Below are 24,107 nucleotides of genomic sequence, written 5' to 3'. Positions count from 1 at the left end.
GTGCATTGACCTGTGGACACGATTCAGCCCGCGACAGCAGCGCCTGACGGCCGAACGACTACCACCCGCACGTGACGGCCGGGGTGCGATCGGTGGATCATCTGGATCGCGCCCCGGCCGTCACGGTGATTCAGGCTGTTTCCCGGCGGACGCGTAGAGCAGCCTGGACCATGTTTCTGAGACTGGCCTCGGTTTCGAGATAGCCGCGGGTCTTCAGGCCGCAGTCAGGGTTGACCCACAGCAGGGCAGGGTCGACGGCGGCGACGGCCGTGCGCAGGGCGTTCTCGATTTCCTCGGTTGAGGGCACCCTGGGGGAGTGGATGTCCCACACGCCGGGCCCGATTCCACGCGAATAGCCGGAGGCGCGCAGGTCGCCCAGCAGTTCCATCTTCGATCGGGCGGCCTCGACGCTGGTCACGTCGGCGTCCAGGTCGCCGATCGCGCCGATGATCTCACCGAACTCCGAGTAACACATGTGGGTGTGGATCTGCGTGCTGTCGGCCACCCCGCTGGTGGCCAGCCGGAACGCGGCGACCGCCCACGCCAGGTAGGCCTCGCGGTCGGCCCGCCGCAGCGGCAGCAGCTCGCGCAGTGCGGGCTCGTCCACCTGGATGATTCTGATGCCCGCCGCCTCCAGGTCGTGGATCTCATCACGCAGGGCCAGCGCCACCTGCCGGGCGGTGTCGCCCAGCGGCTGGTCGTCGCGGACGAAGGACCAGGCCAGCATGGTGACGGGTCCGGTCAGCATGCCCTTGACCGGCTTGTTCGTCCGGGACTGGGCGTAGGCGGCCCAGCGCACCGTCATCGGCTCCGGGCGCGACACGTCGCCGAACAGGATCGGCGGGCGCACGTAGCGGGTGCCGTAGGACTGCACCCAGCCGTGCTCGGTGGCGGCGTATCCGTCGAGCTGTTCGGCGAAGTACTGCACCATGTCGTTGCGCTCGGGCTCACCGTGCACCAGCACATCCAGGCCGATGTCCTCCTGCAGCTCGATGACCCGGTCGATCTCGGCCTCCATCCGCCGCTCGTAGGCGGCTTGATCGAGGCTGCCCGCACGCAGGTCGGCGCGGGCCTGGCGCACCTCGCCGGTCTGCGGGAAGGAGCCGATCGTGGTGGTGGCCAGCGGCGGCAGTACCAGGCCGGCGTGCTGGATGGCCAGCCGCTCGGCGTGTGGCGCGCGCGGGGTGCCCTGGCCCAGCGCGTCCAGCCGGGCGCGCACCCGGGGGTTGAGGAACCTCTCGGTGGCCCCGCTGTCGGCAGTGATGGTTTCTTCGCCGTTCAGGGCGCGGCCGAGCCGTACGACCTCGTCGACCTTCTGGCGGGCGAAGGCCAGCCGCGGGCGCAGCCGGGGCTCCAGTGAGGTCTCGGCCCGCAGGTCGAGCGGGACGTGCAGCAGCGAGCAGGAGGTGCTCACCACCAGCCGATCACACAGGCCGAGCAACGCCGCGCAGGTCGCCAGCGCTCGCGCGGGGTCGGTCCGCCAGACGTTTCGGCCGTCGACGACGCCGGCGACGAGAGTCTTGCCGGGCAGCCCGCCGATGGCGGCCAGCGCCTCCAGGTTCGCGGGAGATGAGACGAAGTCCAAGCCGATCGCCTCGACCGGGCAGTGGGCCAGGATCTCCAGCGCGGGTCCGATCTGCCCGAAGTAGGTGGCCACCAGCAATCGCGGGCGGCTGCTGAGCGAGCCCAGCCGGGCATAGGCGCGGCGCAGTGCGGCCAACTCCTCCTGCGTGCGGTCGGCGGCCAGCACCGGCTCATCCAACTGCACCTGCGCCACCCCGGCCGCGGCCAGGCGCTCCAGCAGTTCGGCGTAGAGCTCGACCAGACCGTCCAGCAACTGCAGCGGTGCGAAATCCGGTGTGGTGGCCTTGGCCAGCAGCACGAACGACAGCGGTCCCAGCAGTACGGGCCGGGTCTCGATGCCCATCTGGAGCGCCTCGCCGTACTCGGCCAGCGGTTTGCTCCAGTCCAGCTGGAACCGGGTCTCCGGCCCCAGCTCGGGGACCAGGTAGTGGTAGTTGGTGTCGAACCACTTGGTCATTTCCAGCGGCGCCACGCCCTCGGCGCCGCGGGCCATCGCGAAGTACGGATCCGCGGCGCCGGCGAATCGCTCGGGGGTCGCGCCGACCAGTGCGATGGTGTCCAGCACGTGGTCATACAGGGAGAAGGTGTTGGACGGGACGGCGTCCAGCCCGGCGGACGACAGTTCCCGCCACGTTTGCCGCCGTAGTTCGGCGGCTGTCTGCCGCAGGCTGCCTGCGTCGATCCGTCCCGCCCAGTACTGCTCGGTCGCCCGCTTCAGTTCGCGGTGGGCCCCGATGCGCGGATAACCCAGGATGGTCGTGGTGACCTGATTCATGGCGTCTTTCCCTCGGCTCATGCCATGTCGGTCCACGCTCGCGCGGAAGGCATGCGAAAAGACGCATCCCCGGTCCTCCCACGAGACCATGGACCACCACGCGCCGGACGGCGCGTGGGCGATTGGCAGGTCTTCGGACTCGTGGGCGTCGTGCTCGCTCCTACCGGCCGTCGCTTCCCAGATGACGCGCATCCAGTGCCGATGACGGCGTTCGTTCCCACTCACCGCTGCGGGGCAGTCCCGGATTCACACCGGGTTCCCTCTTACGACTTCCGGTGTCCACAGGACGCCGGAAGAACCAACCGCGCTCGGAAGCATATCCTCAGCCCCGCTCCCACCCACGACGGCGCCATCGCCCAGAGTTCCTCTGTTCGTCAGATGCGTCCGGTCAGGGCAGGGGCCGCTTTGTCCTTGATGGTGGTTGTGCGACCATGGCCGGTGAAGGCGACGGCGGAACGAGGAAACCGGTGTGAATCCGGTGCGGTCCCGCCACTGTGATCGGCGAGCGAATCCCGAACAGGCCACTGCCCGCACGCGGGTGGGAAGGCCGGGAGGAGCATCGACCCGAGAGCCAGGAGACTCACGCTGTCGCCTCCTCACGAAATGGGGCGGATCTCCCCAAGAGAGGAACGGTGACCGTCATGCGGTTCTCCTGCCATGGCGCCCTTCAGCCTGCCCAGCGTGCAGGACTCTCCTGGTGATCCGGCCTCTCGCCCGTCGCGGCGGCCGTCGAGGAACGGTGGCCGCGGCCAGTTTCCAGGAGACCATCCATGGGCATCCCCCGCCCGATCGCCGGCGTGTTACTCGCCGTCCTGCTCGCCGCCACCGCCTGTGGCGCTCCCGCGTCGCAGGGCTCACCGAGTGCTTCGGCGTCACCGTCCCCAGCCGGGGCCGAGGGTCGTTGCGTCACGGGCTTCGACGCCGCCAAGGACTACTTCCCGGTCAAGCAGACGCTCGAGTACGCCACCAACCTCACGCTGACCTACGCCAAGAACTACCAGGTCGCCACCGTCAAGCAGCCCGCGCCCGGGGCGAAGCCGGAGACCTACGTGCTGGTGCGCTGCGGCACGCCCGCCCCACCGCTGACCGGTGAACTGGCCGGCGCGGTGACGGTCGAGACGCCCATCACGACACTGTTCTCCGCCGCGACGACCCACCTGCCGCTCATCACCGAACTCGGCGTGCTCGACACTCTCAAGGGCGTTTCCTCAGCCGGGTACATCACCTCGGCCGAGGTCTTGTCCCGGGTGAAGTCCGGGGCGATCACCGAGTACGCCGCCGGCCAGGAGGTCGACACCGAGAAGGTCATCGCGACCAAGCCCGACGTGCTGATGAGCGGCGGCACCGAGGACAAGGCCTACGGCCCGTTGCGTCAGGCCGGGATCAAGGTGGTGGCCAACGCCGAGTGGCTGGAGTCCACCGCGCTGGGCCGCGCCGAGTGGATCAAGCTGATGGCCGCGCTGACCGGCACCGAGGCCAAGGCCACCGGCGTCTTCGGCAAGATCGAGAGCGACTACACCGCCCTGGCGGCCAAGGCCGAGGCCGCCACCCCCGTCACGGTGCTGCCCGGCCAGATGTATGAGGGGCAGTGGTCGATGCCGAACGGCGGCAGCTACGTCGCCGGACTGATCAAGGACGCCGGCGGCACCTACCCCTGGGCCGGCACCGCCGGGTCGGGCAGCACGACCCTGGACCTGGAGGCCGTCCTGGCCAAGGCCCAGGACGCCAAGGTCTGGCTCGCCACGGTCAACGAGTGGAAGACCCTGGCGGATGCGGAGAAGACCGACGCCCGCTACGCCAAGTTCGGCGCGTTCGAATCCGGCAACCTCTGGTCGGCCAACAAGGCCCTGGGCCCCGGCGGCGGCAACGACTTCTACGAGCGCGGGGTCGGCCGCCCCGACCTGATCCTGGCTGACCTGGTCGCGATCTTGCACCCCGAGCTGGCTCCCGGCCACGCGTTCGTCTTCTACCAGAAGATGACCACGTGACGGCTCTGGCCGGCGTAGCCGTCCCGGCGCTCAGTCGCCGGACGGTTGTGCTGACCGCGCTGGCCGTGGCCGTGCCGGCCGCCTTCGCGCTGGCCATCATGCTCGGCTCGACGTCGATCCCGCCGGCCCACCTCCTGCCCGCGCTGCTGCGCGACGCCGGCGCCGATGCGGGCACGCAGGTGATCGTATGGACGGTGCGGCTACCGCGTGCGATCACCGCGGCGCTGGCCGGCGCCGCGCTGTCGGCCGCCGGGGTGCAGCTGCAAACGCTGTTTCGCAACCCGCTGGCCGAGCCGTACATCCTGGGCGTGAGCTCCGGCGCCAGCCTGGGGGTGGCCCTGGTCATCGTCGGCTGGGGCGGTACGGCGGGTGCGTTCACCGCGAGCGTCGCGGGGCTCGGCCGCGCCGGGGTGGTGGTAGCCGCCTCGGTGGGGGCGGCCATCGTGCTGGCGTTGGTGCTGATCTTGTCGCGGCGCGTCAAGTCGGTGGTGACGTTGCTGGTCGTCGGGGTGATGGTCGGCTCGGCCGCCACCTCGCTCATCACGTTGCTGCTGGTCTACACCGACCCGCAGCGCGCCTAGCAGTTCATCAGCTGGGGCCTGGGCAGCTTCGCCGGCACCACCTGGGGCGATCTGGGGATCTTCGCGCCGGTCTGCGCCGCCGCCCTGGTGTCGGCGCTGGCCGGGGTCAAACCGCTCAACGCGTTGCTGCTGGGGGAGAACTACGCGCGGACCATGGGGGTGCGGGTACGGCGGGTGCGCATCCTCACCCTGCTGACCGCCTCGGTGCTGGCCGGATCGGTCACCGCCTACTGCGGCCCGGTGGCCTTCCTCGGCCTGGCCGTGCCGCACCTGGCACGGCTGGCGCTGGGCACCGCCGACCACCGGGTGCTGATGCCGGGAGTCGTGCTGCTCGGCGCGGTGGTGGCGCTTTTGTGCTGCGTGGCCACCCAGGCGCCCGGCAGCGGCGTCGTACTGCCGCTGAACGCCGTGACGACCCTCCTCGGCGCACCCGTGGTGATCACCGTACTGCTGCGCAGCCGCGCGGCCCGGACCGGACTGGGGATGTGACGATGAGCGAACAACCCCGGCAGGGGCTGCGCCTTCGGGGGCTGTGCGCCGGCTATCCGGCGCGGCGCGGGCATCGGGAGCGGCGGGTCCTCGACGGCCTGGACGCCGTCACCCCGCCGGGCGAGCTGACCGTCCTGATCGGCCCGAACGGCACCGGCAAGTCCACGCTGCTGCGCACCATGGCCGCGCTCCAGCCGGCGCTGGCCGGCCAGGTGCTCATCGACGACACCGACATCACGACCGTCGACGCCGCCGGACTGGCCCGGCGGCTGGCCGTCGTGCTGACCGAACGCGACCTGCCGCCCCTGCTGAGTGCCCGCGAGCTGGCCGGGCTGGGCCGCCACCCGCACACCGGGTTCACCGGCCGACTGTCGGCCGCCGACCACGCGGTCGTCACCTGGGCGCTGGAGGCCGCCCAGGCCGCGCACTTGGCTGAGCGGCCGGTGAGCGAGCTGTCGGACGGCGAGCGCCAGCGGGTGCTGGTCGCCCGCGCCCTGGCCCAGGAACCCACCGTGATCCTGCTGGATGAGCCGACCGCCTTCCTCGACGTCACCTCCCGGGTCGCGTTGATGGGCCTGCTGCGCCGCCTGGCCCGCGAGCGCTCCCTGACCGTCGTGGTCTCCACCCACGACCTGGAATTGGCGCTACGTGTCGCCGACCGCATCTGGCTCATCGATTCCGGTGGTGCCCTGCGCTGCGGCACCCCCGAGGAACTGACCCTGGACGGCTCCATCGCCACCTCGTTCGACGGCGATGAGCTGTCCTTCGACGCGGCCTCCGGCGTGTTCGTGCTCCAGGGCGGAACCGCTGGAGCGGCGCGAGTGATCGCCGACGGCCTTCACCGCCCGCTGCTGGAGCGCGCACTGGCCAGGGAAGGGTGGCGCCCCGCGAATGAGGGACCGGCCGAGCTGGCCGTGCGATGGACCGGCGACGGCTATGAGAGCGCCTTCGACGGCCAGACCCGCTGGTTCGCCGCACCCGGAGAGCTCGCCCCCTGGGCGCGGCAATGGGCCACCCAGCTCGCCGACGGGCCGAAACCGGGGCTGCGCCCCGCCACCGCCCGCACGGTCACCGACGCCCTCGCCGACGTGGCGACGATCAGTGCCTACTTCGACATCGAACCAGGACCGCTTGAGCTCGGGTGGCGTCCGCTCACCGATCTGCTCACTGACCCGGACCCACTGTCAGGAAAGGTCACCGAAGTGGCGGACCGTCTGAACACCACCGAGATGCGGGTCGCCGCCTCCATCTTGTTCCAGGGGTTGGCCGCCCGCCTGTGGTCGCCGGTCATCGGCGCGGTCGTCGCCCGTGAGGTGCTCATCGATCTGGCACCGGCTCAGGTGTTCTGGCAGCCTTCGCCAAGTGGTCCGCTTCCGCTGCGGGCCGCCTGCCTGACCGGCTGGGAGATCGTCGACCCCGAGCGGGTCGCCGGGCCGCTGTATCGCAACGTGGTCACCGAGCTGCTGGAGCCGCTGGCGCAGACCGTCCAGGAGATCACCAAGATCGCCCCGGGACTGCTGTGGGGCAACGTCGCCTCCGCACTGGCCGGAACCGTCCGCACCATCGCCCGCCGGCGCCCCGAGCTTGCGTCCCGCGTGAGCGCGCTGGGACGCGAACTGCTCTCCGTCGGGCTCCTGGAGGGCAGCGGTGAGCTGGTCGAACCCGCCCCTGGACACCCCTTCTTCGTCCGGCGCAGCTGCTGTCTGTACTACCGCCTGCCCGACGGCGGCAAGTGCGGCGACTGCGCCCTGATCGACCCCCCGACCCGCCGCGAGCAGTGGACGAAAGCCGTAGGAGGAGAGGGATGAGTCACACCGTCGTCGAGGAACACGGGACCGGCACCCTACATGTGTGGGCCCTGCCCACCGATGAGCAGACCCTGCTGGCCCTGGTCACCGGCATCTTCGAAAAACACTGGGAGCACATCTGGTTCGGCGTGATCGTCCAAGGCGCCGCCTGGGAGGTCGCCGCACCCAACGCGCCCGAGCGGATCAGCCTGTACGACGGCTACGTCACCGTCGACTTCGGCCGCTGGCACTTCCACCTGTGCATCGGCGAGCACACCGCCGGCGGCCCCGAACTCGGGCGGATCCGCCGCTGCGCCCGCGCCGAGCTGTATCGCTCCATCAGCTCCGACGGCCATCCCGTCTCGTGGGGCGTGCGGATGTTCAACGGCCAGGGCGACCAGCTGATGACCGTGCTGCTGCCCAACCCCTTCCTCACCGACCGCCAGCAGATCCTCGACCCGCCCGACTACGAGCGCCTCACCGCCTGGGACGAGCTCCGGGCCGCCTACCTCGGGCTGGAACCCGATCCGCTGGATCGCACCGGCAAAGGGTTCAAGCACGCATGACCCTCCTACGGCCTGCCCCGCCCGAAGCGGTCGCCGCCGCACTGGCCGACCTCGCCGACCTGGGCCCTTTCTTCACCCTCGCCGTCGGCGAGGCCGACGGCGTCTGGCGGCCTGTCGCAGACGCCTACGCGGAAGGGTTCGCCCATCTGGTGGCCGATCGGGTGGCCCGGTACGGCACGTCCGAGCACCGCATCGCGGCCTCGGTCGTCCAGCTCGGCCACGCCGCCCGGTTGTGGTCCATCGTGCTGGGCTGCGTCGTCGCGCACGGCGTCGTCCCCGACCTCGGAGACCTCCAGCAGCAGGTGGACGGACCCGCGCTCCGGCTGCCCGAGGCCCGCGGCTGGTATGTCCCCAAGGATGAGGACGTCTCCCAGGTCATCCACCGCCTCGTCATGGACGGGCACCTGGCCGCGCTGGGCGCCGGGTTGCGCGTCAAGGTCGCCCCGGGACTGCTGCGCGGCAACGCGGGCTCCGCCCTGGCCGAGGCGGCGCGCACCCTCCTGCGGGCCCGCCCCGGCCTACGCGAGTCCCTCACCTCCCTCGCCGACCGGCTGCTCGACACCGGAGGACTACGCGGCACCGGCGAGTTCACCGGGCCGGATCTGACCTTCCGGCGGCGTAGCTGCTGCCTGTATTATCGCGTCCCGGGCGGCGGGAAATGCGGGGACTGCTCGCTGGAGAGGTCACGACGGTGAGAGGCGTCGCAGCAGGTAGGTGTCCATGATCCAGCCTTTGCGTTCGCGAGCCTCGGCGCGTAGTTCGCGGATGCGGTCGGCGACCTCGGGCACCGGCCCGGCCACCAGGATCTCGTCGGGGGTGCCGAGGTAGGCGCCCCAGTAGATGTGGAACTCCTCGCGCAGATCGGCGAAGGAGCAGTGCGCGTCCAGCATGACGACGATGTCGTCGGCCGCGCCGGGGCCCTCCTGGGCCAGGCGGCGTCCCGTGGTGATGTGCACGGGCCGGGCCACCCTGGTCAGGCTGGTGCGGTGCCGGGCGGTCAGGGCGGACACGCTGGTGATGCCCGCGACGACGTCGTAGTCGAACATGACCGTGCCCCGCTCGACGACCTCCTCGATGCCGGACAGCGTGCTGTCGTACAGCCCAGGGTCACCCCAGACGAGGATCGCGCCGGTCTCGTCGTCGCCGAGCTCGTCGCGGATGAACGCCTCGTACAGGTCCGCGCGCCGCGACCGCCACTGTTCGACGGCGGTGGCGTAGGCGGGGGTGCTCCGGTCCCGCTCGGGGTCACGGGCCCGCACCAGGCGGTACGGCTCACGGGCGTGCGCCTCGATCATCTCCTGGCGAAGCTCGATCAGGTCGTGCTTGGCCTCGCCCTTGTCGAGGACGAGGAACGCGTCGGCCCGGCCGATGGCCTTGACCGCCTGGAGGGTGAGATGGTCCGGGTCACCCGCGCCGATGCCGATGATGAGGATTCGCTTCACGCAGGAAAGTCTGCCCTCTCGGCGGAGGGCAGGGGCCGCCGGCCCGGTGTAGGTGCCGAGTGGCCGGACGAGCATTCGCATCCTCGTGGCCGGGGCCTATGCCGTCAGTCCCGTCGATCTCGTCGGCAGGAATCCCTCGACGGCCAGGGCCATGACCCTGCGCGCCTGCGCCCTGCCCGCCTCGTCCGGCCCGACGCGCCACATGAACCCCATGAGCAGGAGCACGTCGGCGGGGTCGAGCCCGGGGCGAACACTGCCCGCCTCCTCGCACGCCCGCAGTAGCTCGCCGACCGCCGCGGTGACCGGGGCGTAGGTCTCGTTCACGGCATCTCGCACGGCGGCCGTGTGCAACGCCTCGCCCAGGCCGTGCTTGAGCCGTACGTAGTCGGCCAGCGTCTCGAACCACAACCGGAAGGCGTCGAGCGGCTCACGATCGGCGAGCAGCCGCCCCACCGAGTCGACGAGCCGCTGGACGTCGCGCCGGTAGACGGCGAGGATCAGCGTCTCCCGGTTCGGGAAGTGCCGGTAGAGCGTCCCCGCGCCGACCCCGGCCCGTTTGGCGATCACGTTGAGCGAGATCGCCCCGGACTCCGCGAACGCCTCGTGGGCGACCTGGAGGATGTGCTCCCGGTTCTTCAGCGCGTCGGAGCGTACGGGTTCGTGCCGGCTCTCGGCCAAGGTGCCTCCAGAAAAATACGACGCGCTTGCTAAGCGGAGAATTCTCCGTTACCGTCGATCCCGTTGAAACGGAGAGTTCTCCGTTCCTGTGTGGCCATCGTAGGAGAACCCCTGCGCCACATCAAACGATGCGCGGGAACGAAGCCGTCGCCGGCACCGCGGAGAGCTCTCCCGCTCGAAAACCACCTCTCCGCCATCGCGGCCGACCGGCCGCTCCTCCCTTTCCACCCGACCGGGCACGGGCCCGCTCCACACCCACTTCGACCACGGAGGCGATCACATGACCACACCCCAGACCCCGCTCGGCACCGGACACGGTCCCGCGACGACCGCCGGTGAGATCCTCGCCGGCGTCGACCTCACCGGCAGAACCGCGATCGTCACGGGCGGCTACTCCGGCCTCGGCGTCGAGACGGTCCGCGCGCTGCGCGAAGCGGGAGCGTCGGTCGTCGTTCCCGTACGGGACCACGAGAAGGCCGCCGAGACCCTGGCGGGCACCGAGGGCGTCCAGCTCGAACCGATGGACCTCACAGACCCCACGTCGATCGACGCGTTCGCCGACGGCTTCCTCGGCACCGGCCGGCCGCTGCACATGCTGGTCAACAGCGCCGGGATCATGGCCGCCCCGCTCTCCCGCGACGCGCGCGGCTACGAGTCCCACTTCGCGACCAACCACCTCGGTCACTTCCAGTTGACGCTCCGCCTCTGGCCCGCGCTGCTGCGGGCCGAGGGCGCCAGGGTCGTCGCGGTGTCGTCGTCGGGACACCGCCGGTCCGGCATCGTCTGGGACGATGTGCACTTCGAGCGTCGCCCCTACGACCCGCTGAACGCGTACGGACAGTCGAAGACCGCTAACAACCTGTTCGCCGTCGAACTCGACCGGCGTGGACGCGACCACGGCATCCGGGCGTTCGCCCTGCACCCAGGTGCGATCGTCACCCCACTCGCCCGCCACACCAGCACGGAGGACCTCCGGCGGATGGGCGTGATCGGCGAGGACGGCGAACCGGTCATCGACCCGTCGCGGAACCTGAAGACACCCGAGCAGGGCGCCGCGACGAGTGTGTGGTGCGCCACCGCCCGGCAACTCGACGGGCACGGCGGCGTCTACTGCGAGAACTCCGACATCGCCCCGCTCGCCCCCGAGGGCGCGGCCGACGCCCGACGCGAAGGACAACGGGGGATCTCGCCCTTCTTCGGCGTCATGCCCTACTCGATCGATCCGCGCTCCGCGATCCGGCTGTGGGACCTCAGCGAGCAGCTCACGGGAGCGCGCCTCGACGCGTGACGACGCCCACCGGCTCGAGGACCCGGTCACCCAAGGAGCTCGGCCGCAGACGGGTTCCGCCCTTTCGAGCCACAACCGCGCGCTCAGCCGGCGGCGGCGCCGAACCACCTGGGCAGTCGGCTGAGCAGTTCCTGCTGGTCTTCGCCGACCCACGCCACGTGGCCGTCCGGCCGCAGCAGCGCCGCGGGCACGTTCAGTTCCTCGCTGACGTCGACGACGTGGTCGATCCGATCCGCCCAGCCCGCCACCGAGAGCCGGCCGGTCTGGTCGAGCAGCAGCCCGCGGCCGCCGTGCATCAACTCGTAGAGGCGAGTCCGCTTCAGCTCCACGTCCCGCAGCCGCCGGCCGAGCAGTTCGTGCCCCTCGCCGAAGTCGTAGCGGACCCCGATCGCGGTGATCTTCTCGATCAGGTACCGGTTCACCTCCTCGAAGTCCATCAGCTCCGACATCAGCCGGCGCACCGACAGCGGCCCCGGCTCGGTGGACATCAGCACCATCTGTGCGCGGGTGTTGTTCAGCACGTCGGCGGCCACCGGGTGCCGTTCGGTGTGGTAGCTGTCCAGCAGCCCCTCCGGCGCCCAGCCGCCGATCTCGGCGGCCAGTTTCCAGCCGAGGTTGAACGCGTCCTGGATGCCGAGGTTGAGCCCCTGCCCGCCCATCGGCGGGTGGGTGTGCGCCGAGTCGCCGGCCAGCAGCACCCGGCCGGTCCGGTAACGCTCGGCCTGCCGGGTGGCGTCGCCGAACCGGGAGAGCCAGCGCGGCGAGTGCACACCGAAGTCGGTGCCCGCGGTCACCCGCAGCTGCTGTTTGAACTCCTCCAGGGTCGGCGGGACCGTACGGTCCTCGGCCACCCCCGCGGCGGGCACGACCACGCGGTACGCCCCGTTCCCGAGGGGCCCGGCGCCGAACCTCAGCTGGGTCTTGCGGATCTCCGCGACGACGGCGGCGAGCGCCGCCGGGTCCTCGGTCAGCTCCATCTCGCCCAGCAGCGTGTCGACTCTGGAGGGCTCGCCGGGGAAGCCGACGCCGAGCAGCCTGCGCACCGTGCTGCGGCCGCCGTCGCAGCCGACGAGGTAGCGCGAGCGCAGCCGCGTGCCGTCGGCCAGCTCGGCGGTCACCCCGTCCTCGTCCTGGCTCAGCCCGGCCAGTTCGCAGCCGCGCCGGATCTCGGCGCCGAGTTCGGCGGCGTGCTCGGTCAGCAGCCGCTCGGTGATGGTCTGCGGAATGCCGAGGACGTACGGATGCGCGGTGTCCAGCCGGTCCGGCGACGGCTTGGGGATGCCGGCGAAGAAACCACCGACCGGGTGCTTCCGGCCGAGCGCGAGGAACCGCTCCAGCAGACCGCGCTGATCCATCACCTCGACGCTGCGCGCGTGCAGGCCGAGCGCGCGGACAACCCGGGTCGGCTCCGCCTCCTTCTCCAGCACGAGCGTGTGCACGCCGTGCAGCCGCAACTCACAGGCCAGCATCAAGCCGGTCGGTCCGCCGCCGGTAATGATCACGTCAATCATGAACCCCCCCGTTCAACAAGATCGCCTTTCGGCCGGCCGCTCCGCGCGGTCGGGCGGGCACACCCGCACCTCCGCGCCGAGCGCCCGCAACCGCACCGCAGGTCCCACCGGCGGTTCGACGTTCCGCGAAACCCACACGTCGACAGAAAGCGCGAGCACTTCGCGAACCCCTGATCTCCGCAGGTTCCGGCCTCGGTCGGAGATTCTGCGGCATGACCCGGGTCTTGCCGCAAGCCCCCGGGCGCGCTATAGATTGAGAGTGGCAGGGAGTGGCGATCTCCTTGCCTCTGTCTTTTTCCGTCCGCAGCGCCCTCTTCCGCGCCTGCCCTTTTCGGTGATGCCCGGCAGGCAGCCGATGGTTTCCGGATCCACGCGCACCGGTCATGGCGGTGCCACTTCGGAGGGCGTCGATTCGTCGTCGCGCTCCGGGGCGGGCAGCTCTCGCAACGAGCGCAGCGGTGAGGCGTAGGCGATCGCGGTGCCGAGGAGCATCACGCCGCTGCCGATGACGAGGGCGGCTCGGAGACTGAGCACCGATCCGAGCACCCCGCCGAGAAGCGCGCCAAGGGGCTGCGTTCCGTAGACGAGGAACCTCCAGGTGGCGTTGGCCCGAGAGAGCAGAGCGGGGGCGATCAAAACCTGCCGGAGGGTCTGCTGGTTGACGCTGTAGAGCGACGGCCCCGTTCCCCGCAGCACCTGCGCCACGGCCAGGATGGCGAGCACAGGCGACAGAGGGCTGAGCGCGGCTGCGAGTACCAGGCCGGCGATGGCCGCGAGGAACATCCCCGCGATGAAGGAGCGGCCCGGGCCGATGAAACGGGTGATCGGGGTCACGACCAGAGCGCCGAGGATCCCCGCCACGCCGCCGATCGCGATGACCACGCCGATCAAAGCGGGGGAGAGCTTGAGATCTCTGACCAGATAGAGCACCAGGACGACGTTCTGGATCTGTCCGCCGAGCGCGCCGAGGGTGGCCGCCAGCGTCACGGCGCGAATGATCCGATGGGCGAAGACCGCGCGCACCCCGTCGAGGATGTCGGCCCAGAGGTGACGTTGACGCCGTTCGGTGGAGACGACGGCGGGGCCGGGGGTGCGGATGCGCGCCTTGCACACTCCGGCGAGCAGGAACGAGAGGGCGTCGACGGCGATGGCGATGGGTGCGGTGAGCAGCGAAACCAGCACGCCGCCCAACGCCGAGCCGGTCGTGGTGACGGTCGCGTTGCTCAGCATGAGCGCGCTGTTGGCCGGCAGCAACTGCTCACGTGGCACCAGGAGGGGAGTGAAGGACTGGGCGGTCACGGTCTCGAAGAGGCCGCAGACGCCGGCGAGAACCATCACGGCGTACAGATGCCAGATCTGCAGCAGCCCGAGCACGGCCAGGATCGGGACCGAGCCCAGCAGCAGGGCCTGCACCAGATCCGCCAGGACGAGTATCCGCCGGTAGGGCACGCGGTCCACCCACACCCCGGCGGGCAGCCCCAGAACGAGGTGCGGAAGCAACGCCGCCGCACCGAGAAGTCCCATCTGGGCGGGCGAGGCGTTCAGGGAGACAACCGCCGTCAACGGCAGCGCCACCATGGTGACGCTCGATCCGAGCAGCGACGTGCAGTTGCCGGCGAAGAGCCGGCGGAAGTCGGGATACCGCCGGAGGACCGACCACGGCCGAGACGAAGGACGGTCACCGTCATCGATCTTTTCCGGCGGTGCCGGGGTTTCCCCCTCATCAGCGGCCACAGCCGGACGCTACCGAGGTCTTCGGGCGGACGCGTCGATGAGGCGATGCCCGATCCTTACCGTGAGCGAGGTTCTGCCCGCGCTCGGCGTGCACGGGTAGGCGGCTGCCGCGGTCGGGATGGTGCTCGCATACCGCGATCTTGGTCTGCTCTCTGTGGTGGAATATGCGGATGGAGCGGGCGAGGCAGCTGGTGGGCGAGATGCTGGTCCACTGTTTTGTGGTCGTCCTGCTCACCGGTGGCTTCCTGACGTTCTTCTACACGCCCGGCGGCCGGATGGTGCCCTACGACGGCGCTTACGAGCAGCTGCGGGGCACTCCCGTGAGTGCCGCCTACACCTCGATCCTGAAGATCAGCCTTGAGGTGCGCGGCGGCCTGTTCATGCGGCAGCTGCATCACAGCTCCGCTGTCCTGCTCGTCATCGGGACCGTCGTCTGGGCCCTGCTCGGCCGTTTCCGGTACGCACTCGCGGTGCTGGGCCTGGGCCTGCTCGGCGGGCTCTCCGGCTACGCGGCCGCCGACGACCTGCTGTCCGGGACCGTTCTGGCGAAGCTGCCCGTTCCCTGGTGGTACGGCCTGCACCTGCTGGTGGCTCTGGCCGTGGGCGCCGCGCTGGTGATCTCCTCGCGGCGTGAGGCCGCTCAGCACCCCAGAACGCTCCCCTTCGTGGCGCTGAGCCTCGGCCTCACCGTTCTGGTGATCTTCGGGCTCTGACCTCTCATGGTGAGGGGGCCGGGCGGCATGGCCGTATGCCGTGTCACTCGGTGACCGAGTCCTGGGAAGCCAGGCGGAGGTCAGGGCGGTACCCGAGGCGGCGCGATCCCTCCTCGGCGGCCTCCACGACCGCAGGCGCGAGACGGCTCGTATCGGCGGGAGTCAGCCGCTGCGTCGGAGCGACGATGCCCAGGACCGCCACAAGCTCACCGGTTGCTCCGAAGACGGGCGCGCTGATCGAGGCCGCGCCGATGTCGCGTTCTTCGAACGTCGCCGAGTAACCGCGTCTGCGGACCTCCTCCAGCTGCTGGTCCAGCTCGTCGATGTCGACGACGGTGTGGGCCGTGTGCCGGGTAAGACCGTGGCTGACCGCCGCGCGGCGCGCCATCGGATCGAAGGCCATGAAAACCTTGCCGGCCGAGCCGGCGTGCAGGGGCATCACCATGCCCACCATGAACATCCGCATGATCACGTGACGGGTCTCGGCCAGGCCCACCACCGTGCGGAAGGGACCGTCCCGCACGTGCAGGCAGGCCGATTCTCCCGTCCGGTCACGCAGTCGCCGGAGCACCGGACGGGTGAGCTGCACGATGTCCAGGCCGAAGGTTCCCGGAGCCGACCACCGCACCAGGGCGAGACCGATGCGGTAGGTGTCCTCGTTTCGGTCCAGGAAGCCCTCCCTCAGCAGGCTGTTCACCAGCCGCTGGCAGGTGCTGGCGGGCAGACCCGTGGCCCGGGTGATCTGCTGAAGGGTCAGCTCGGGCCGCTCGACCGTGAAGCACTCCAGGATCTGGCGGATCTTACGGAGGACCAGCACCGATGCCGTGCCCGCCTCGTCGCTCTTGCCGCTCATCACCCGTGCCTTTCTGGCCGTACCGGTCGCCTACGAAGGCATGGCGTACGTCAGGTTCGGGGTGGTCGTACGCCGCAAGGCCACCGGCGTGGCGGGCACGGCGGAGAGGGCGGAGTCGAGCCTGCGGCCCAGCAGCGCCCGGAGGTCGTCCCGGAGAGCGACGAGTTTCCCGGGGTCGATCCCGGTGGCGACCCCCACGTGATGGAAGAGGTTGACCAGGTCGTCGGTGGCGATGTTCCCGGCCGCCCCGGGGGCGAACGGGCAGCCGCCGACTCCGCCCAGCGAGGCGTCGAAGCGGCGGATGCCCAGCCGGAGCGCTTCCCAGGCGTTCGCCGAGGCCATGCCGTAGGTGTTGTGCAGGTGCAGCCCGAGCGGCAGCTCCGGAAACGCCGATCGTACGGCGGAGACCGTTCTTCGGATGTGCCAGGGGCTGGCCGCACCGATCGTGTCGGCGAGATGGAGCACCTCGATGCCGAACCCGGTCAGCTCCCTGGCCACGTTCACCACCGTGTCGGGATCGGTCTCGCCGTCGAAAGGGCACACGAACGCCGTGGCGACGGTGGCCTCGATCCCCACCCGCGCCTGCGTCAGCAGCTCCGCGGCGGGGCGCAGCCGGGCAAGGGCCGCCTGGGTGGACACTCCGGCGTTGGCGCGGCTGTGGCCGTCACTCGCTGAGACGATGAGCCGGACGTGGCGGGCTCCGGCCTCCACCGCACGGCGCGCTCCCCGCTCGTTGAAGACCAGGGTGTGCAGCGCCACCGACGCTCCGGGCCGCAGTTCGCGGACCAGCCGATCGGTGTCCGCCATCTGCGGCACCTTCTCCGGGTGCACGAACGAGCCGATCTCCAGTGAGGTCAGCCCGGCGTCCACCAGCCCGTCGGCCAGCCGGATCTTGTCGGCGGTCGAGACGATCATCGGCTCTATCTGGAAGCCGTCACGGAGCAGAACCTCGGTGATCAGGACCTTCTTCGCAGCATCACTCACTCAGATCACTCCCAGGTCCCGCAGTTTCCCGCGGTGTGCTTCGTCCATCCCCACCTCGGCGAGCACCTCGTCGGTGTGCTCACCCAGCTCCGGACCGAGCCACCGGACACGGCCGGGTTCCCGGGTGAACTTGGGCACGATGCCGGGGAAGACCACCTCCCGTTCCCGGCCCGCGGCGATGGTCACCGGATGCCGTTCCAGCATGCCGCGGGCCGCGTAGTGCGGATCCTTGGCGATGTCGGCCGCGGTGAAGATGGGAGCGGAGGGGATCTGGCCCTCCTCCAACCGCCGCAGCACCTCCTCGTGCGGCAGTTCCCGGGTCCAGGCCGAAATGGCGGCGTCCAGTTGCTCGGCGTGCCGTACCCGGCCGGCGTTGTCGGCGAGCCGCACGTCCTCGGCCAGTTCGGAACGGCCGATCACCCGCATCAGCCGTTTGAAAATGGAGTCCCCGTTGCCGCTGATCACGACGTAGCGCCCGTCACCGCACACGTAGGTGTTGGACGGCACGATCCCCGGCAGCGAGCTGCCGGCCCGCTCCGGCTCGACCTGGAAGGCGCTGTGGTCAGGGGTCAGCGACTCCATCAGGGAGTAGACCGTCTCGTACAGGGCGACGTCCACCACCTCTCCCTGCCCCGTGACGCCGCGGCGGTGCAGGGCGGCGAGGGCTCCGATGACGGCGTACAGGCCGGATACGGAGTCGGCGAGACTGATGCCGACCCGGGTGGGGGGCCGATCGGGATAGCCGGTGAGGTTTCTGAGCCCGCCGACGGCCTCCGCCACGCCGCCGAAGCCGGGGCGGTCGCGGTATGGGCCGTACTGCCCGTATCCCGAGATGCGGACCAGGATCACACCCGGGTTCACCTCGCGCATCCGCTCGATCCCGAGCCCCCAGCGTTCCAGGGTGCCGGGCCGGAAGTTCTCCAGCACCACATCCGAACGGCGGATCAGGTCGAGGGCGACCGTACGGCCCTCGGAATGTTTCAGGTCCAGCGTGAGGGACCGCTTGTTGCGGTTCATCACGCGGAACAGCAGGGAGGTCTCGCCTTCATGGAGCCGCCACCGGCGCAGCTCGTCTCCGCCAGGGGGGCGTTCCACCTTGATGACATCTGCCCCGAAGTCCGCCATGAGGCGGCCGGCCGAGGGCGCGGCGATGAAGTTGCCCAGCTCAAGCACCCGCAGACCACTCAGCGGCCCAGGTGCGTCCCTTCCGCTCGGACTCTGTTCGACCATCGCAGGCCCCTCTCGAAACCCACATCGTGGGTTCGCATCCCAAGATGAGGGTTTCCTACCATACAGGTCAAAATGTAATATATGAGCATCTTCATGGATAAACAGGGCAAATTGCCCATAGATTGGTCTGCAGAGGATCCTTGACCTGCCCGTCGGTCACCCTCGCGGTGACTTGGCATCCCACAATTCGGTTACGGGCCGGTCTCACAGAACAGCGGCGACGAGCTCTCACCTTCACCGCCGTCTCCATCGAAGGAACGAGATGTCAGATATCGCAGTCCTTGCCAGCACCGCGGTGGCGATCGTCGGCATCGTGGTGCTGATCGTTCGTTTCCGCGTGAACCCGGTGATCTCGCTGGTGCTCGGTTCGCTCTGTCTGGGACTGATGACCCCCCTCGGCCTGGCCAAGACCATCGGGACGATCACCAAGGGCTTCGGCGACATCATGGCCGAGGTCGGGCTTCTGATCGTCTTCGGCGTGCTGATGGGCGCGATACTGCAGGAGATGGGCGCCATCGAGCGGCTGGTCAATCGGCTGCTCCAGATCTTCGGCCCCAAGCGGCTGCCGTACTCGATGTCGCTGGCCATCGGCACACTGCTGCAGTCGATCTACCTGGACGTGCTGCTGGTGATCTCGGCCCCGCTGGCCCGATCCGCCGCACGCCGGATCGGCCCGCTGGGTACGCCTCGGATGGCCGCCGCCATGGCCATCGGGCTCGAGTGCGGCATCGTCCTCATGGTGCCGGGCGTCGGCACGCTGGCCCTGGCGGCGCTGCTGCACGTCCCGCTGGGCGCGATGCTGCTCTGGGGGCTGGTTCTGATCATCCCGACCATCCTCATCTCGGTGTCGATTATGACCTTCCTGTTCCGCCGGGGATTCTGGAACAGTGCCACCGACGAGGTCGCCGCCGTCGAGGAGGTCAAGGCCGAGGTCCTGACCACCGTGCCGGCCGCGCAGACCGTGCCGGCCGCGGGGACGGCGGGGACGACGCGGACGGCGCATCAGGCGCCCGCCTGGCCGGACGTCTCACCGGCGAGCGGTCCGGACGTCCCCAAGGGAAACGACGGCGACGACACCGCGGGCGGCGAGACGAGCGGTCCGGGCCTGCTCGCCTGCTTCGCCCCGCTCCTCGTCGCACTGCTGATGATCGCCGTCGGTGCCGTCGCCGATGCCGTGGGCAGAGAGAACGCGGTGCTGAAATTCATCGCGGACCCGGTGTTCGCCATGCTGATCGGACTCATAGGCACCTTGATCGTCGGCCGCGTCGTCATGGGCAGGAAGCGGGTGGAGACGGCCATCTCCAACGGTTTCAGGGAGAGCGGTCAGATCCTCGCCCTGACCGCGGTCGGCGGCTCCCTGGCGGCGGTGGTCGCGGCCGGCGGCCTGGGCGACATCCTCCGCGGATACTTCACCGCCCACACCTTTCTGCCGCTGCTGCTGGTCTGGCTGGTCGCCGCGGCCCTGCACATCGCGGTCGGCTCGGTCACCATCTCGGCCATCACGGCGGCGGGCATCCTCGCCCCGGTCGCGCCCGCGCTCGGCATCGACCCGGTGCTGATCGCACTCGCCGCGGGGACCGGCTCGCTGTTCGCCGTCCACGTCACCAGCAACACCTTCTGGCTGCTGCAGTCGCTGCTGGGTCAGACCACCCGTGGCACGCTCAAGACCTGCACCCTCGCCGTTTCCCTGGCCTCGGTCGTGGGCATCCTCCTGCTCCTGCCGCTCAGCCTGCTGTTCTGAGCACCGGCCCCCGCACCCGCGCGCCGCGGTTGATCCGAGAAACGGCCGGCTCGCGACGTGCTCTGCCCGGAAGCCGTACGGAGTAATAGGCGTCGAGCCCTTCTCATCTGTCGGACCGCTGTGCGACAGGGCCGGCCTGAAAGATTTCGTGCATATTCAGGGCCGCATTCGACGGCCTACGGTTGCACGCGGCGGAAGTCGCCTTATGCATCTGCTCGTCTCTGCGGCAGAAGGCTGCTCAGGGATAGCTCGATGAGAGCCTCCACGGTATTTGAGTTGTCTTGGACGGGGACGGCCGGAGAGCCTTTGAGTCGTTGCGTCAAAGGACCCTGGGTTACGGCCAGCGCGGGGCCGGTGATGGCGAAGAACACGGCGTCAATCGGGGCGTTCGGCATCCGCCCATCGCTCATGAGCCTGTCGACGATGGGCACCACCCGGGACCAGAACGGCGCGATGAACTTTTCGTACAGGTAATCAAGGCGTTCGGAGTCGCGGACGGCCTCGTAGGCTATGAGGCGGTTCATCTCTGGCGACCTTGTCGCGGATCGATAGAAAGCAGTCACCACCGCGGTGAATTTGCTCTCGTCCGAGAGGTCGCTCTCGCTGAGTCGTAGGAGTTCTTCTGCCCCCGGCTCTATTACGGCGTCGACCACGGCTTTCCAGAAGTCGAGCTTTGATCCGTAGCGACGATTCATGTAGTTGTGGCTGACGTTCAGTCGCGTGGCCAGTTCGCGCACGGTGGTGGCCTCGTACCCGAGCTCGGCGAACGCCTCCAGTCCGCGCTGAAGGATCGGGGCCTCGTTCTTGCTGGGCCTCCCCGGGAGCCGCTCGTCTGCTGTCATCGCCTGCAATCCTCACGCCAGGGGCCCCCGAGCTCAGTCTCGTGCGCTCAGCAACTCTGCCACAGGTCCCTGCGTTAACGAAAAGTTCAGAAGCCGCAGGTCGGCGGATAGTTGACATCTGTCACGCGGTCGGGATTAATTGACACCTGTCAACAGCCGCGCTGTAGGCGGTTGAAGTCGGGGTCGCACTGCTGACCGGCGACGTCGGCGTGCCCGGAGAACACCGCCCAGGTCGGGCCGGTTCCGTTCGGACGCGCCGATGGCCGAGGCGTCAGCAGGGTGGCTCGGACGTGGGACTTCAGAAAGGGAAGTTAGATGTCCACCCATACTCCGCACGAAGACAGGGACCTGGCGCGGAAGACGGCCGAAGCGCTGAGCTACCTCCATGGTTTCGGCAACCTGCACTCCAGCGAGGCGATGGCCGGCGCTCTGCCAGACGGTAACCACGCACCGCAACGACCGCCGCTCGGCCTCTACACCGAGCAGATCAGCGGCAGTGCCTTCACCGAGCCGCGGGGCGGCAACCGCCACTCGTGGATGTATCGCATCCGGCCCTCGGCGCAGCACGGCGCCTTTCGCCGCATCGGCGGTGGCGGTTTCCACGGCCTCGCCGATGCCGAGATCGAGATGAACCGCTCAATGTGGAGCCCGCTGCCCGACCCGGCGCCCGGCACCGACTTCGTCTCCGGCATGTGGCCCCTCGGCGGTAACGGGGATCCCGCCGAACGGACCGGCATGGCCGTATACCTGTATGCCGCCAACACCTCCATGAAAGACAAGGTGTTCAGCGATTCCGACGGCGAACTCCTGATCACCCCGCAGGCGGGGGAGTTGCTGGTGCACACCGAGTTCGGGCCGCTGCACGTCAAGGTGGGAGACGTCGCGCTGATTCCGCGCGGCGTACGTTTCCAGGTGGAGTTGCTCGACGTGTCCGCTCGGGGCTATGTCGCCGAGAACTTCGGGCGTCCGCTGGTCCTGCCCGAGCTCGGTCCGCTTGGTGCCAACGGCATGGCGAACCCGGAGGACTTCCGGGCCCCGACCGCCGCCTACGACGAGGTGGAGCGGCCGGTTGAGGTGATCGTCAAGTACTGCGGTGAGCTGTGGGGTTCGGTCTACGACCACTCGCCGCTGGACGTCGTGGCCTGGCACGGAAACCACGTGCCCTACGTTTACGACCTGAATCGCTTCCAGACCGTCGGCACTCTCACCTACGACCACACCGACCCGTCCGTCTTCACGATCCTCACCTCACCGACCGACACCCCCGGCGTGCCGAACATGGACTTTCTCGCCCCCAACTGGCGGTGGAGCGTGGCAGAGGACACCTTCCGGCCGCAGTACTACCACCGCAACATCAGCACCGAAATCTACGGTGTGATCAAGGCGCCGCCCGGTAGGACCGGTGTGTACGGTGCGCCGGGCAGCATCAGCGTGCAGAACATGATGACCCCTCACGGGGTGGTGCCCGAGGCCGACAGCGCCGCCACCCAGGCTGAGCTGCGCCCCGAACGGATCGACGGTCACCTCATGTGCGCCTACGAGACGCGGCTACCCCTGAAGTTCACCCGCCAGGCGCTCGACTCCGAGCGGCGTCACCCGGACTACGACAGCCTCTGGCAGGGCTTCGAGCGCCGTTTCGGCCGGTGACAGGAGGATGGTCATGAGCGACAGGCACGAGATCCAGGACGTTCTCTCCCGGTACGTCCGCGCCACCGACGAGGGAAACGGTGTGGCCCAGGCCAAGCTGTTCACCGACGAGGGGATGATCCGGTTCTTCGGCAGGTCCGGGACGGGGCAGTACCTGCAGGCTGGTGAGCCGCTGGTGGGGGCGACGGACATCCGGCACTCCGTCGAGAACCGGCGCCTCCGGGAACGGACGTATCTGCACCACGTCACCACCGATCACATCATCGAGGTCGATGGCGGGGAGGCGACGATGAACGCCCAGTTTGTTGTGTGGTCGGCGGTCGCCGAGCCGGAACCCCCGGACGGCCGGTGGCCGGGCCCGCCCGGAGTAAGGGGCGGCATCGCACCGATCATGATCGGTTTCTATGACTCGGCCCTGCGCAGGAGCGACGGTGCGTGGAAGTTCACCCGTCTTGACGTCATGCACAGCTTGCCGGTCGTCGGGCTCTGACCGCGAACGAGCTGGAGCCGGTTTTCAACGCAGGTCCCAGCCGTGGAGACCAGAGGGAAAGCGGTGGGCGTGGGCGGTGAGCACACGCCCGCCCCGGGCCCGAGTCCTGGTTATCGGAGGGTACGGAAGATGGCGCGGATGGCAGCGACCGGTTCGTCCGGTACCTCCATCGCCGCGAAGCGGCCGCCACGATCGAACCCAGGTCCTCGTCGGCCCTCGCAGGCAAGGACCTGGAGATCGCCGGCGGGAAGGTCACGGGCTGATCCGGCGGCGGTAATCGCGCGGGGACGCGCCGGTGACCCGCTTGAACGCGTTGCTCAGCGCGCTCTCCGAGCCGTAGCCGACCTCACGGGCGATCGCCGCCATCGTCTCGTCGCCGCGGCGCAGGCGCTCGGCGGCCAGTTCGATCCGCCAGCCGGTCAGGTAGTCGAGCGGGCCCTGCCCGACGGCATGCTTGAACCGGGCGGCGAGCGTCGACCGGGACACCGCCGCGACCTCGGCCAGCTGGGCCACCGTCCAGGCATGGGCCGGCCGGGCGTGCATGGCCCCCAGCGCCGGGGCCACGACCGGGTCGGTGAGCCCGGCCAGCCAGCCGGACGCCGAGCCCGGCCCGGCAAGGTGCAGGCGCAGCACATGGATCAGCATGACCAGGGCGAGATGCTCGGTGACCAGTGCCGAGGCAATCGGCCGGTCACGCAGCTCGGCGTCGATCTGATCGAGCGCCCAGCGCACGGTCGCGGCCTCGGCGGTGCGGCCGGGCACGTGGATCACCGGTGGCAGCGCGTCGAGCAACAGTTCCTGGGCCCGCTCGCCGAAGTCGAACCGGCCGCCGATGAAGATCACGTCCTCGCCGGTCCCCGCCCGGGCCCTGCCGTCGACGGCCGCCTCGAAGACCGGGCCGGCCGGGATCGGCCGTACCTCCGGCCCGCTGGCCAGGGTGAAGGCCCGCGGCCGGGTGAGCAGGAAGCAGTCGCCCTCGGCCAGTTCGATCGGCTCCGGCACGCCGTCGACGGTGAGCAGGCAGTGGCCGCGGCGCACCGCGTTGAATTTGACCGCAGGCGGAGGCTCGAACGACAGCGCCCACTCGCCGCCGGCCACCAGCCCGACGGACAGGTGGCTCGTCGTTCCGACGAGGGTGAGGACATCTTCGAGGGGATCGGTCTGCTGGACGCTCACTCAACTAT

Annotated in this window: 19 protein-coding genes, 1 pseudogene and 2 riboswitches; of the genes and pseudogenes, 10 read left to right on the top strand and 10 right to left on the bottom strand. The window is 69.7% G+C overall.

Annotated features, from left to right (window positions below):
- Window positions 1-130: 130 nt before the first annotated feature.
- The gene (metE, locus tag DKM19_RS23430; protein WP_110698383.1) at window positions 131-2,359 is read right to left on the bottom strand and encodes a 5-methyltetrahydropteroyltriglutamate--homocysteine S-methyltransferase; all 2,229 of its coding nucleotides are present in this window, start codon (window positions 2,357-2,359) and stop codon (window positions 131-133) included.
- Window positions 2,360-2,465: 106 nt separating this feature from the next.
- Window positions 2,466-2,677: riboswitch (cobalamin riboswitch) on the bottom strand.
- Window positions 2,678-2,771: 94 nt separating this feature from the next.
- Window positions 2,772-2,962, top strand: a riboswitch (cobalamin riboswitch).
- 167 nt (window positions 2,963-3,129) lie between these two features.
- Here metE and DKM19_RS23425 point away from each other — a divergent pair.
- The 5 genes and pseudogenes from DKM19_RS23425 to DKM19_RS23405 all read left to right on the top strand — a co-directional run bounded on the left by DKM19_RS23425 (window position 3,130) and on the right by DKM19_RS23405 (window position 8,465).
- Window positions 3,130-4,347, top strand: coding sequence for an ABC transporter substrate-binding protein (locus DKM19_RS23425; protein WP_110698381.1), 1,218 nt, complete (start codon window positions 3,130-3,132; stop codon window positions 4,345-4,347).
- A pseudogene (locus DKM19_RS23420) lies at window positions 4,344-5,417 on the top strand (iron chelate uptake ABC transporter family permease subunit). Before DKM19_RS23425 ends, DKM19_RS23420 begins: the two are co-directional and overlap by 4 nt.
- 2 nt (window positions 5,418-5,419) lie before the next feature.
- Entirely contained in the window at window positions 5,420-7,225 is a 1,806-nt protein-coding gene (locus DKM19_RS23415) for an ATP-binding cassette domain-containing protein (RefSeq protein WP_110698379.1), read from the top strand.
- Window positions 7,222-7,770, top strand: a complete 549-nt coding sequence (locus tag DKM19_RS23410) for a hypothetical protein (RefSeq protein WP_110698377.1) — start codon at window positions 7,222-7,224, stop codon at window positions 7,768-7,770. Before DKM19_RS23415 ends, DKM19_RS23410 begins: the two co-directional genes overlap by 4 nt.
- The gene (locus tag DKM19_RS23405) at window positions 7,767-8,465 is read left to right on the top strand and encodes a (2Fe-2S)-binding protein (RefSeq protein ID WP_110698375.1); all 699 of its coding nucleotides are present in this window, start codon (window positions 7,767-7,769) and stop codon (window positions 8,463-8,465) included. The genes DKM19_RS23410 and DKM19_RS23405 overlap by 4 nt, the downstream gene beginning before the upstream one ends.
- On the opposite strand, the gene cobF is transcribed toward DKM19_RS23405, so the two are convergent.
- Complete coding sequence (cobF, locus tag DKM19_RS23400; protein ID WP_110705914.1) at window positions 8,454-9,212, bottom strand: precorrin-6A synthase (deacetylating); 759 nt, start codon at window positions 9,210-9,212, stop codon at window positions 8,454-8,456. The two genes, DKM19_RS23405 and cobF, sit on opposite strands and share 12 nt — an antisense overlap.
- Before the next feature lie 96 nt (window positions 9,213-9,308).
- A complete protein-coding gene (locus tag DKM19_RS23395) occupies window positions 9,309-9,890 on the bottom strand; it encodes a TetR/AcrR family transcriptional regulator (protein ID WP_110698373.1) in 582 nt (193 codons plus the stop codon).
- Between the two features lie 280 nt (window positions 9,891-10,170).
- Here DKM19_RS23395 and DKM19_RS23390 point away from each other — a divergent pair, with 280 nt between their 5' ends.
- Window positions 10,171-11,178 (top strand): oxidoreductase, encoded by a 1,008-nt coding sequence (locus DKM19_RS23390; protein WP_110698371.1) that lies wholly within the window; start codon window positions 10,171-10,173, stop codon window positions 11,176-11,178.
- Between the two features lie 83 nt (window positions 11,179-11,261).
- Here the strand turns inward: DKM19_RS23390 and rox are convergent, their stop codons facing one another.
- Together rox and DKM19_RS23380 are read right to left on the bottom strand one after the other, a co-directional pair.
- Window positions 11,262-12,689 carry a rifampin monooxygenase gene (gene rox, locus DKM19_RS23385; RefSeq protein ID WP_110698369.1) on the bottom strand — a complete coding sequence of 476 codons (1,428 nt, stop codon included), beginning with the start codon at window positions 12,687-12,689 and terminating at the stop codon, window positions 11,262-11,264.
- A 381-nt stretch (window positions 12,690-13,070) separates the two neighbouring features.
- The gene (locus tag DKM19_RS23380) at window positions 13,071-14,423 is read right to left on the bottom strand and encodes an MFS transporter (protein WP_110698367.1); all 1,353 of its coding nucleotides are present in this window, start codon (window positions 14,421-14,423) and stop codon (window positions 13,071-13,073) included.
- Window positions 14,424-14,593: 170 nt separating this feature from the next.
- Between DKM19_RS23380 and DKM19_RS23375 the strand changes: the two genes are divergently transcribed.
- On the top strand, window positions 14,594-15,136 hold the full coding sequence (locus DKM19_RS23375; protein ID WP_110698365.1) for a hypothetical protein: 543 nt from the start codon (window positions 14,594-14,596) through the stop codon (window positions 15,134-15,136).
- A 43-nt stretch (window positions 15,137-15,179) separates the two neighbouring features.
- Here DKM19_RS23375 and DKM19_RS23370 read toward each other — a convergent pair whose 3' ends face one another.
- Genes DKM19_RS23370 through DKM19_RS23360 form a run of 3 tightly spaced genes read right to left on the bottom strand, consistent with a single transcriptional unit; the run spans window position 15,180 to window position 18,203 of the window.
- The gene (locus DKM19_RS23370) at window positions 15,180-15,989 is read right to left on the bottom strand and encodes an IclR family transcriptional regulator (RefSeq protein ID WP_110698363.1); all 810 of its coding nucleotides are present in this window, start codon (window positions 15,987-15,989) and stop codon (window positions 15,180-15,182) included.
- A gap of 30 nt (window positions 15,990-16,019) precedes the next feature.
- The gene (locus DKM19_RS23365) at window positions 16,020-16,973 is read right to left on the bottom strand and encodes a hydroxymethylglutaryl-CoA lyase (RefSeq protein ID WP_110698361.1); all 954 of its coding nucleotides are present in this window, start codon (window positions 16,971-16,973) and stop codon (window positions 16,020-16,022) included.
- Complete coding sequence (locus DKM19_RS23360) at window positions 16,974-18,203, bottom strand: CaiB/BaiF CoA-transferase family protein (RefSeq protein ID WP_110698359.1); 1,230 nt, start codon at window positions 18,201-18,203, stop codon at window positions 16,974-16,976.
- Between the two features lie 262 nt (window positions 18,204-18,465).
- Between DKM19_RS23360 and DKM19_RS23355 the strand changes: the two genes are divergently transcribed.
- Complete coding sequence (locus tag DKM19_RS23355; RefSeq protein ID WP_110698357.1) at window positions 18,466-19,944, top strand: GntP family permease; 1,479 nt, start codon at window positions 18,466-18,468, stop codon at window positions 19,942-19,944.
- Window positions 19,945-20,147: 203 nt separating this feature from the next.
- On the opposite strand, the gene DKM19_RS23350 is transcribed toward DKM19_RS23355, so the two are convergent.
- The gene (locus tag DKM19_RS23350) at window positions 20,148-20,786 is read right to left on the bottom strand and encodes a TetR/AcrR family transcriptional regulator (protein ID WP_110698355.1); all 639 of its coding nucleotides are present in this window, start codon (window positions 20,784-20,786) and stop codon (window positions 20,148-20,150) included.
- A gap of 315 nt (window positions 20,787-21,101) precedes the next feature.
- On the opposite strand from DKM19_RS23350, the gene DKM19_RS23345 reads away from it, so the two are divergent.
- Together DKM19_RS23345 and DKM19_RS23340 are read left to right on the top strand one after the other, a co-directional pair.
- Complete coding sequence (locus tag DKM19_RS23345; protein ID WP_110698353.1) at window positions 21,102-22,433, top strand: homogentisate 1,2-dioxygenase; 1,332 nt, start codon at window positions 21,102-21,104, stop codon at window positions 22,431-22,433.
- Between the two features lie 13 nt (window positions 22,434-22,446).
- On the top strand, window positions 22,447-22,923 hold the full coding sequence (locus tag DKM19_RS23340) for a nuclear transport factor 2 family protein (RefSeq protein WP_162641695.1): 477 nt from the start codon (window positions 22,447-22,449) through the stop codon (window positions 22,921-22,923).
- A gap of 252 nt (window positions 22,924-23,175) precedes the next feature.
- On the opposite strand, the gene DKM19_RS23335 is transcribed toward DKM19_RS23340, so the two are convergent.
- The gene (locus DKM19_RS23335) at window positions 23,176-24,099 is read right to left on the bottom strand and encodes an AraC family transcriptional regulator (RefSeq protein WP_110698349.1); all 924 of its coding nucleotides are present in this window, start codon (window positions 24,097-24,099) and stop codon (window positions 23,176-23,178) included.
- Between the last annotated feature and the right edge of the window lie 8 nt (window positions 24,100-24,107).

It is taken from the genome of Streptosporangium sp. 'caverna' (assembly GCF_003203775.1).
GTDB classification, from domain to species: Bacteria; Actinomycetota; Actinomycetes; order Streptosporangiales; family Streptosporangiaceae; genus Streptosporangium; species Streptosporangium subroseum.
This window is presented reverse-complemented; position numbering and strand designations above follow the sequence as displayed.

Coding starts and splice junctions, on each gene's coding strand:
- DKM19_RS23405 (WP_110698375.1), top strand. CDS start 7,767: ATGACCCTCCTACGGCCTGCCCCGCCCGAAGCGGTCGCCGCCGCACTG.
- DKM19_RS23425 (WP_110698381.1), top strand. CDS start 3,130: ATGGGCATCCCCCGCCCGATCGCCGGCGTGTTACTCGCCGTCCTGCTC.
- DKM19_RS23345 (WP_110698353.1), top strand. CDS start 21,102: ATGTCCACCCATACTCCGCACGAAGACAGGGACCTGGCGCGGAAGACG.
- DKM19_RS23415 (WP_110698379.1), top strand. CDS start 5,420: ATGAGCGAACAACCCCGGCAGGGGCTGCGCCTTCGGGGGCTGTGCGCC.
- DKM19_RS23390 (WP_110698371.1), top strand. CDS start 10,171: ATGACCACACCCCAGACCCCGCTCGGCACCGGACACGGTCCCGCGACG.
- DKM19_RS23340 (WP_162641695.1), top strand. CDS start 22,447: ATGAGCGACAGGCACGAGATCCAGGACGTTCTCTCCCGGTACGTCCGC.
- DKM19_RS23370 (WP_110698363.1), bottom strand. CDS start 15,989: ATGAGCGGCAAGAGCGACGAGGCGGGCACGGCATCGGTGCTGGTCCTC.
- DKM19_RS23375 (WP_110698365.1), top strand. CDS start 14,594: ATGGAGCGGGCGAGGCAGCTGGTGGGCGAGATGCTGGTCCACTGTTTT.
- rox (WP_110698369.1), bottom strand. CDS start 12,689: ATGATTGACGTGATCATTACCGGCGGCGGACCGACCGGCTTGATGCTG.
- DKM19_RS23360 (WP_110698359.1), bottom strand. CDS start 18,203: ATGGTCGAACAGAGTCCGAGCGGAAGGGACGCACCTGGGCCGCTGAGT.
- DKM19_RS23410 (WP_110698377.1), top strand. CDS start 7,222: ATGAGTCACACCGTCGTCGAGGAACACGGGACCGGCACCCTACATGTG.
- DKM19_RS23350 (WP_110698355.1), bottom strand. CDS start 20,786: ATGACAGCAGACGAGCGGCTCCCGGGGAGGCCCAGCAAGAACGAGGCC.
- metE (WP_110698383.1), bottom strand. CDS start 2,359: ATGAATCAGGTCACCACGACCATCCTGGGTTATCCGCGCATCGGGGCC.
- DKM19_RS23355 (WP_110698357.1), top strand. CDS start 18,466: ATGTCAGATATCGCAGTCCTTGCCAGCACCGCGGTGGCGATCGTCGGC.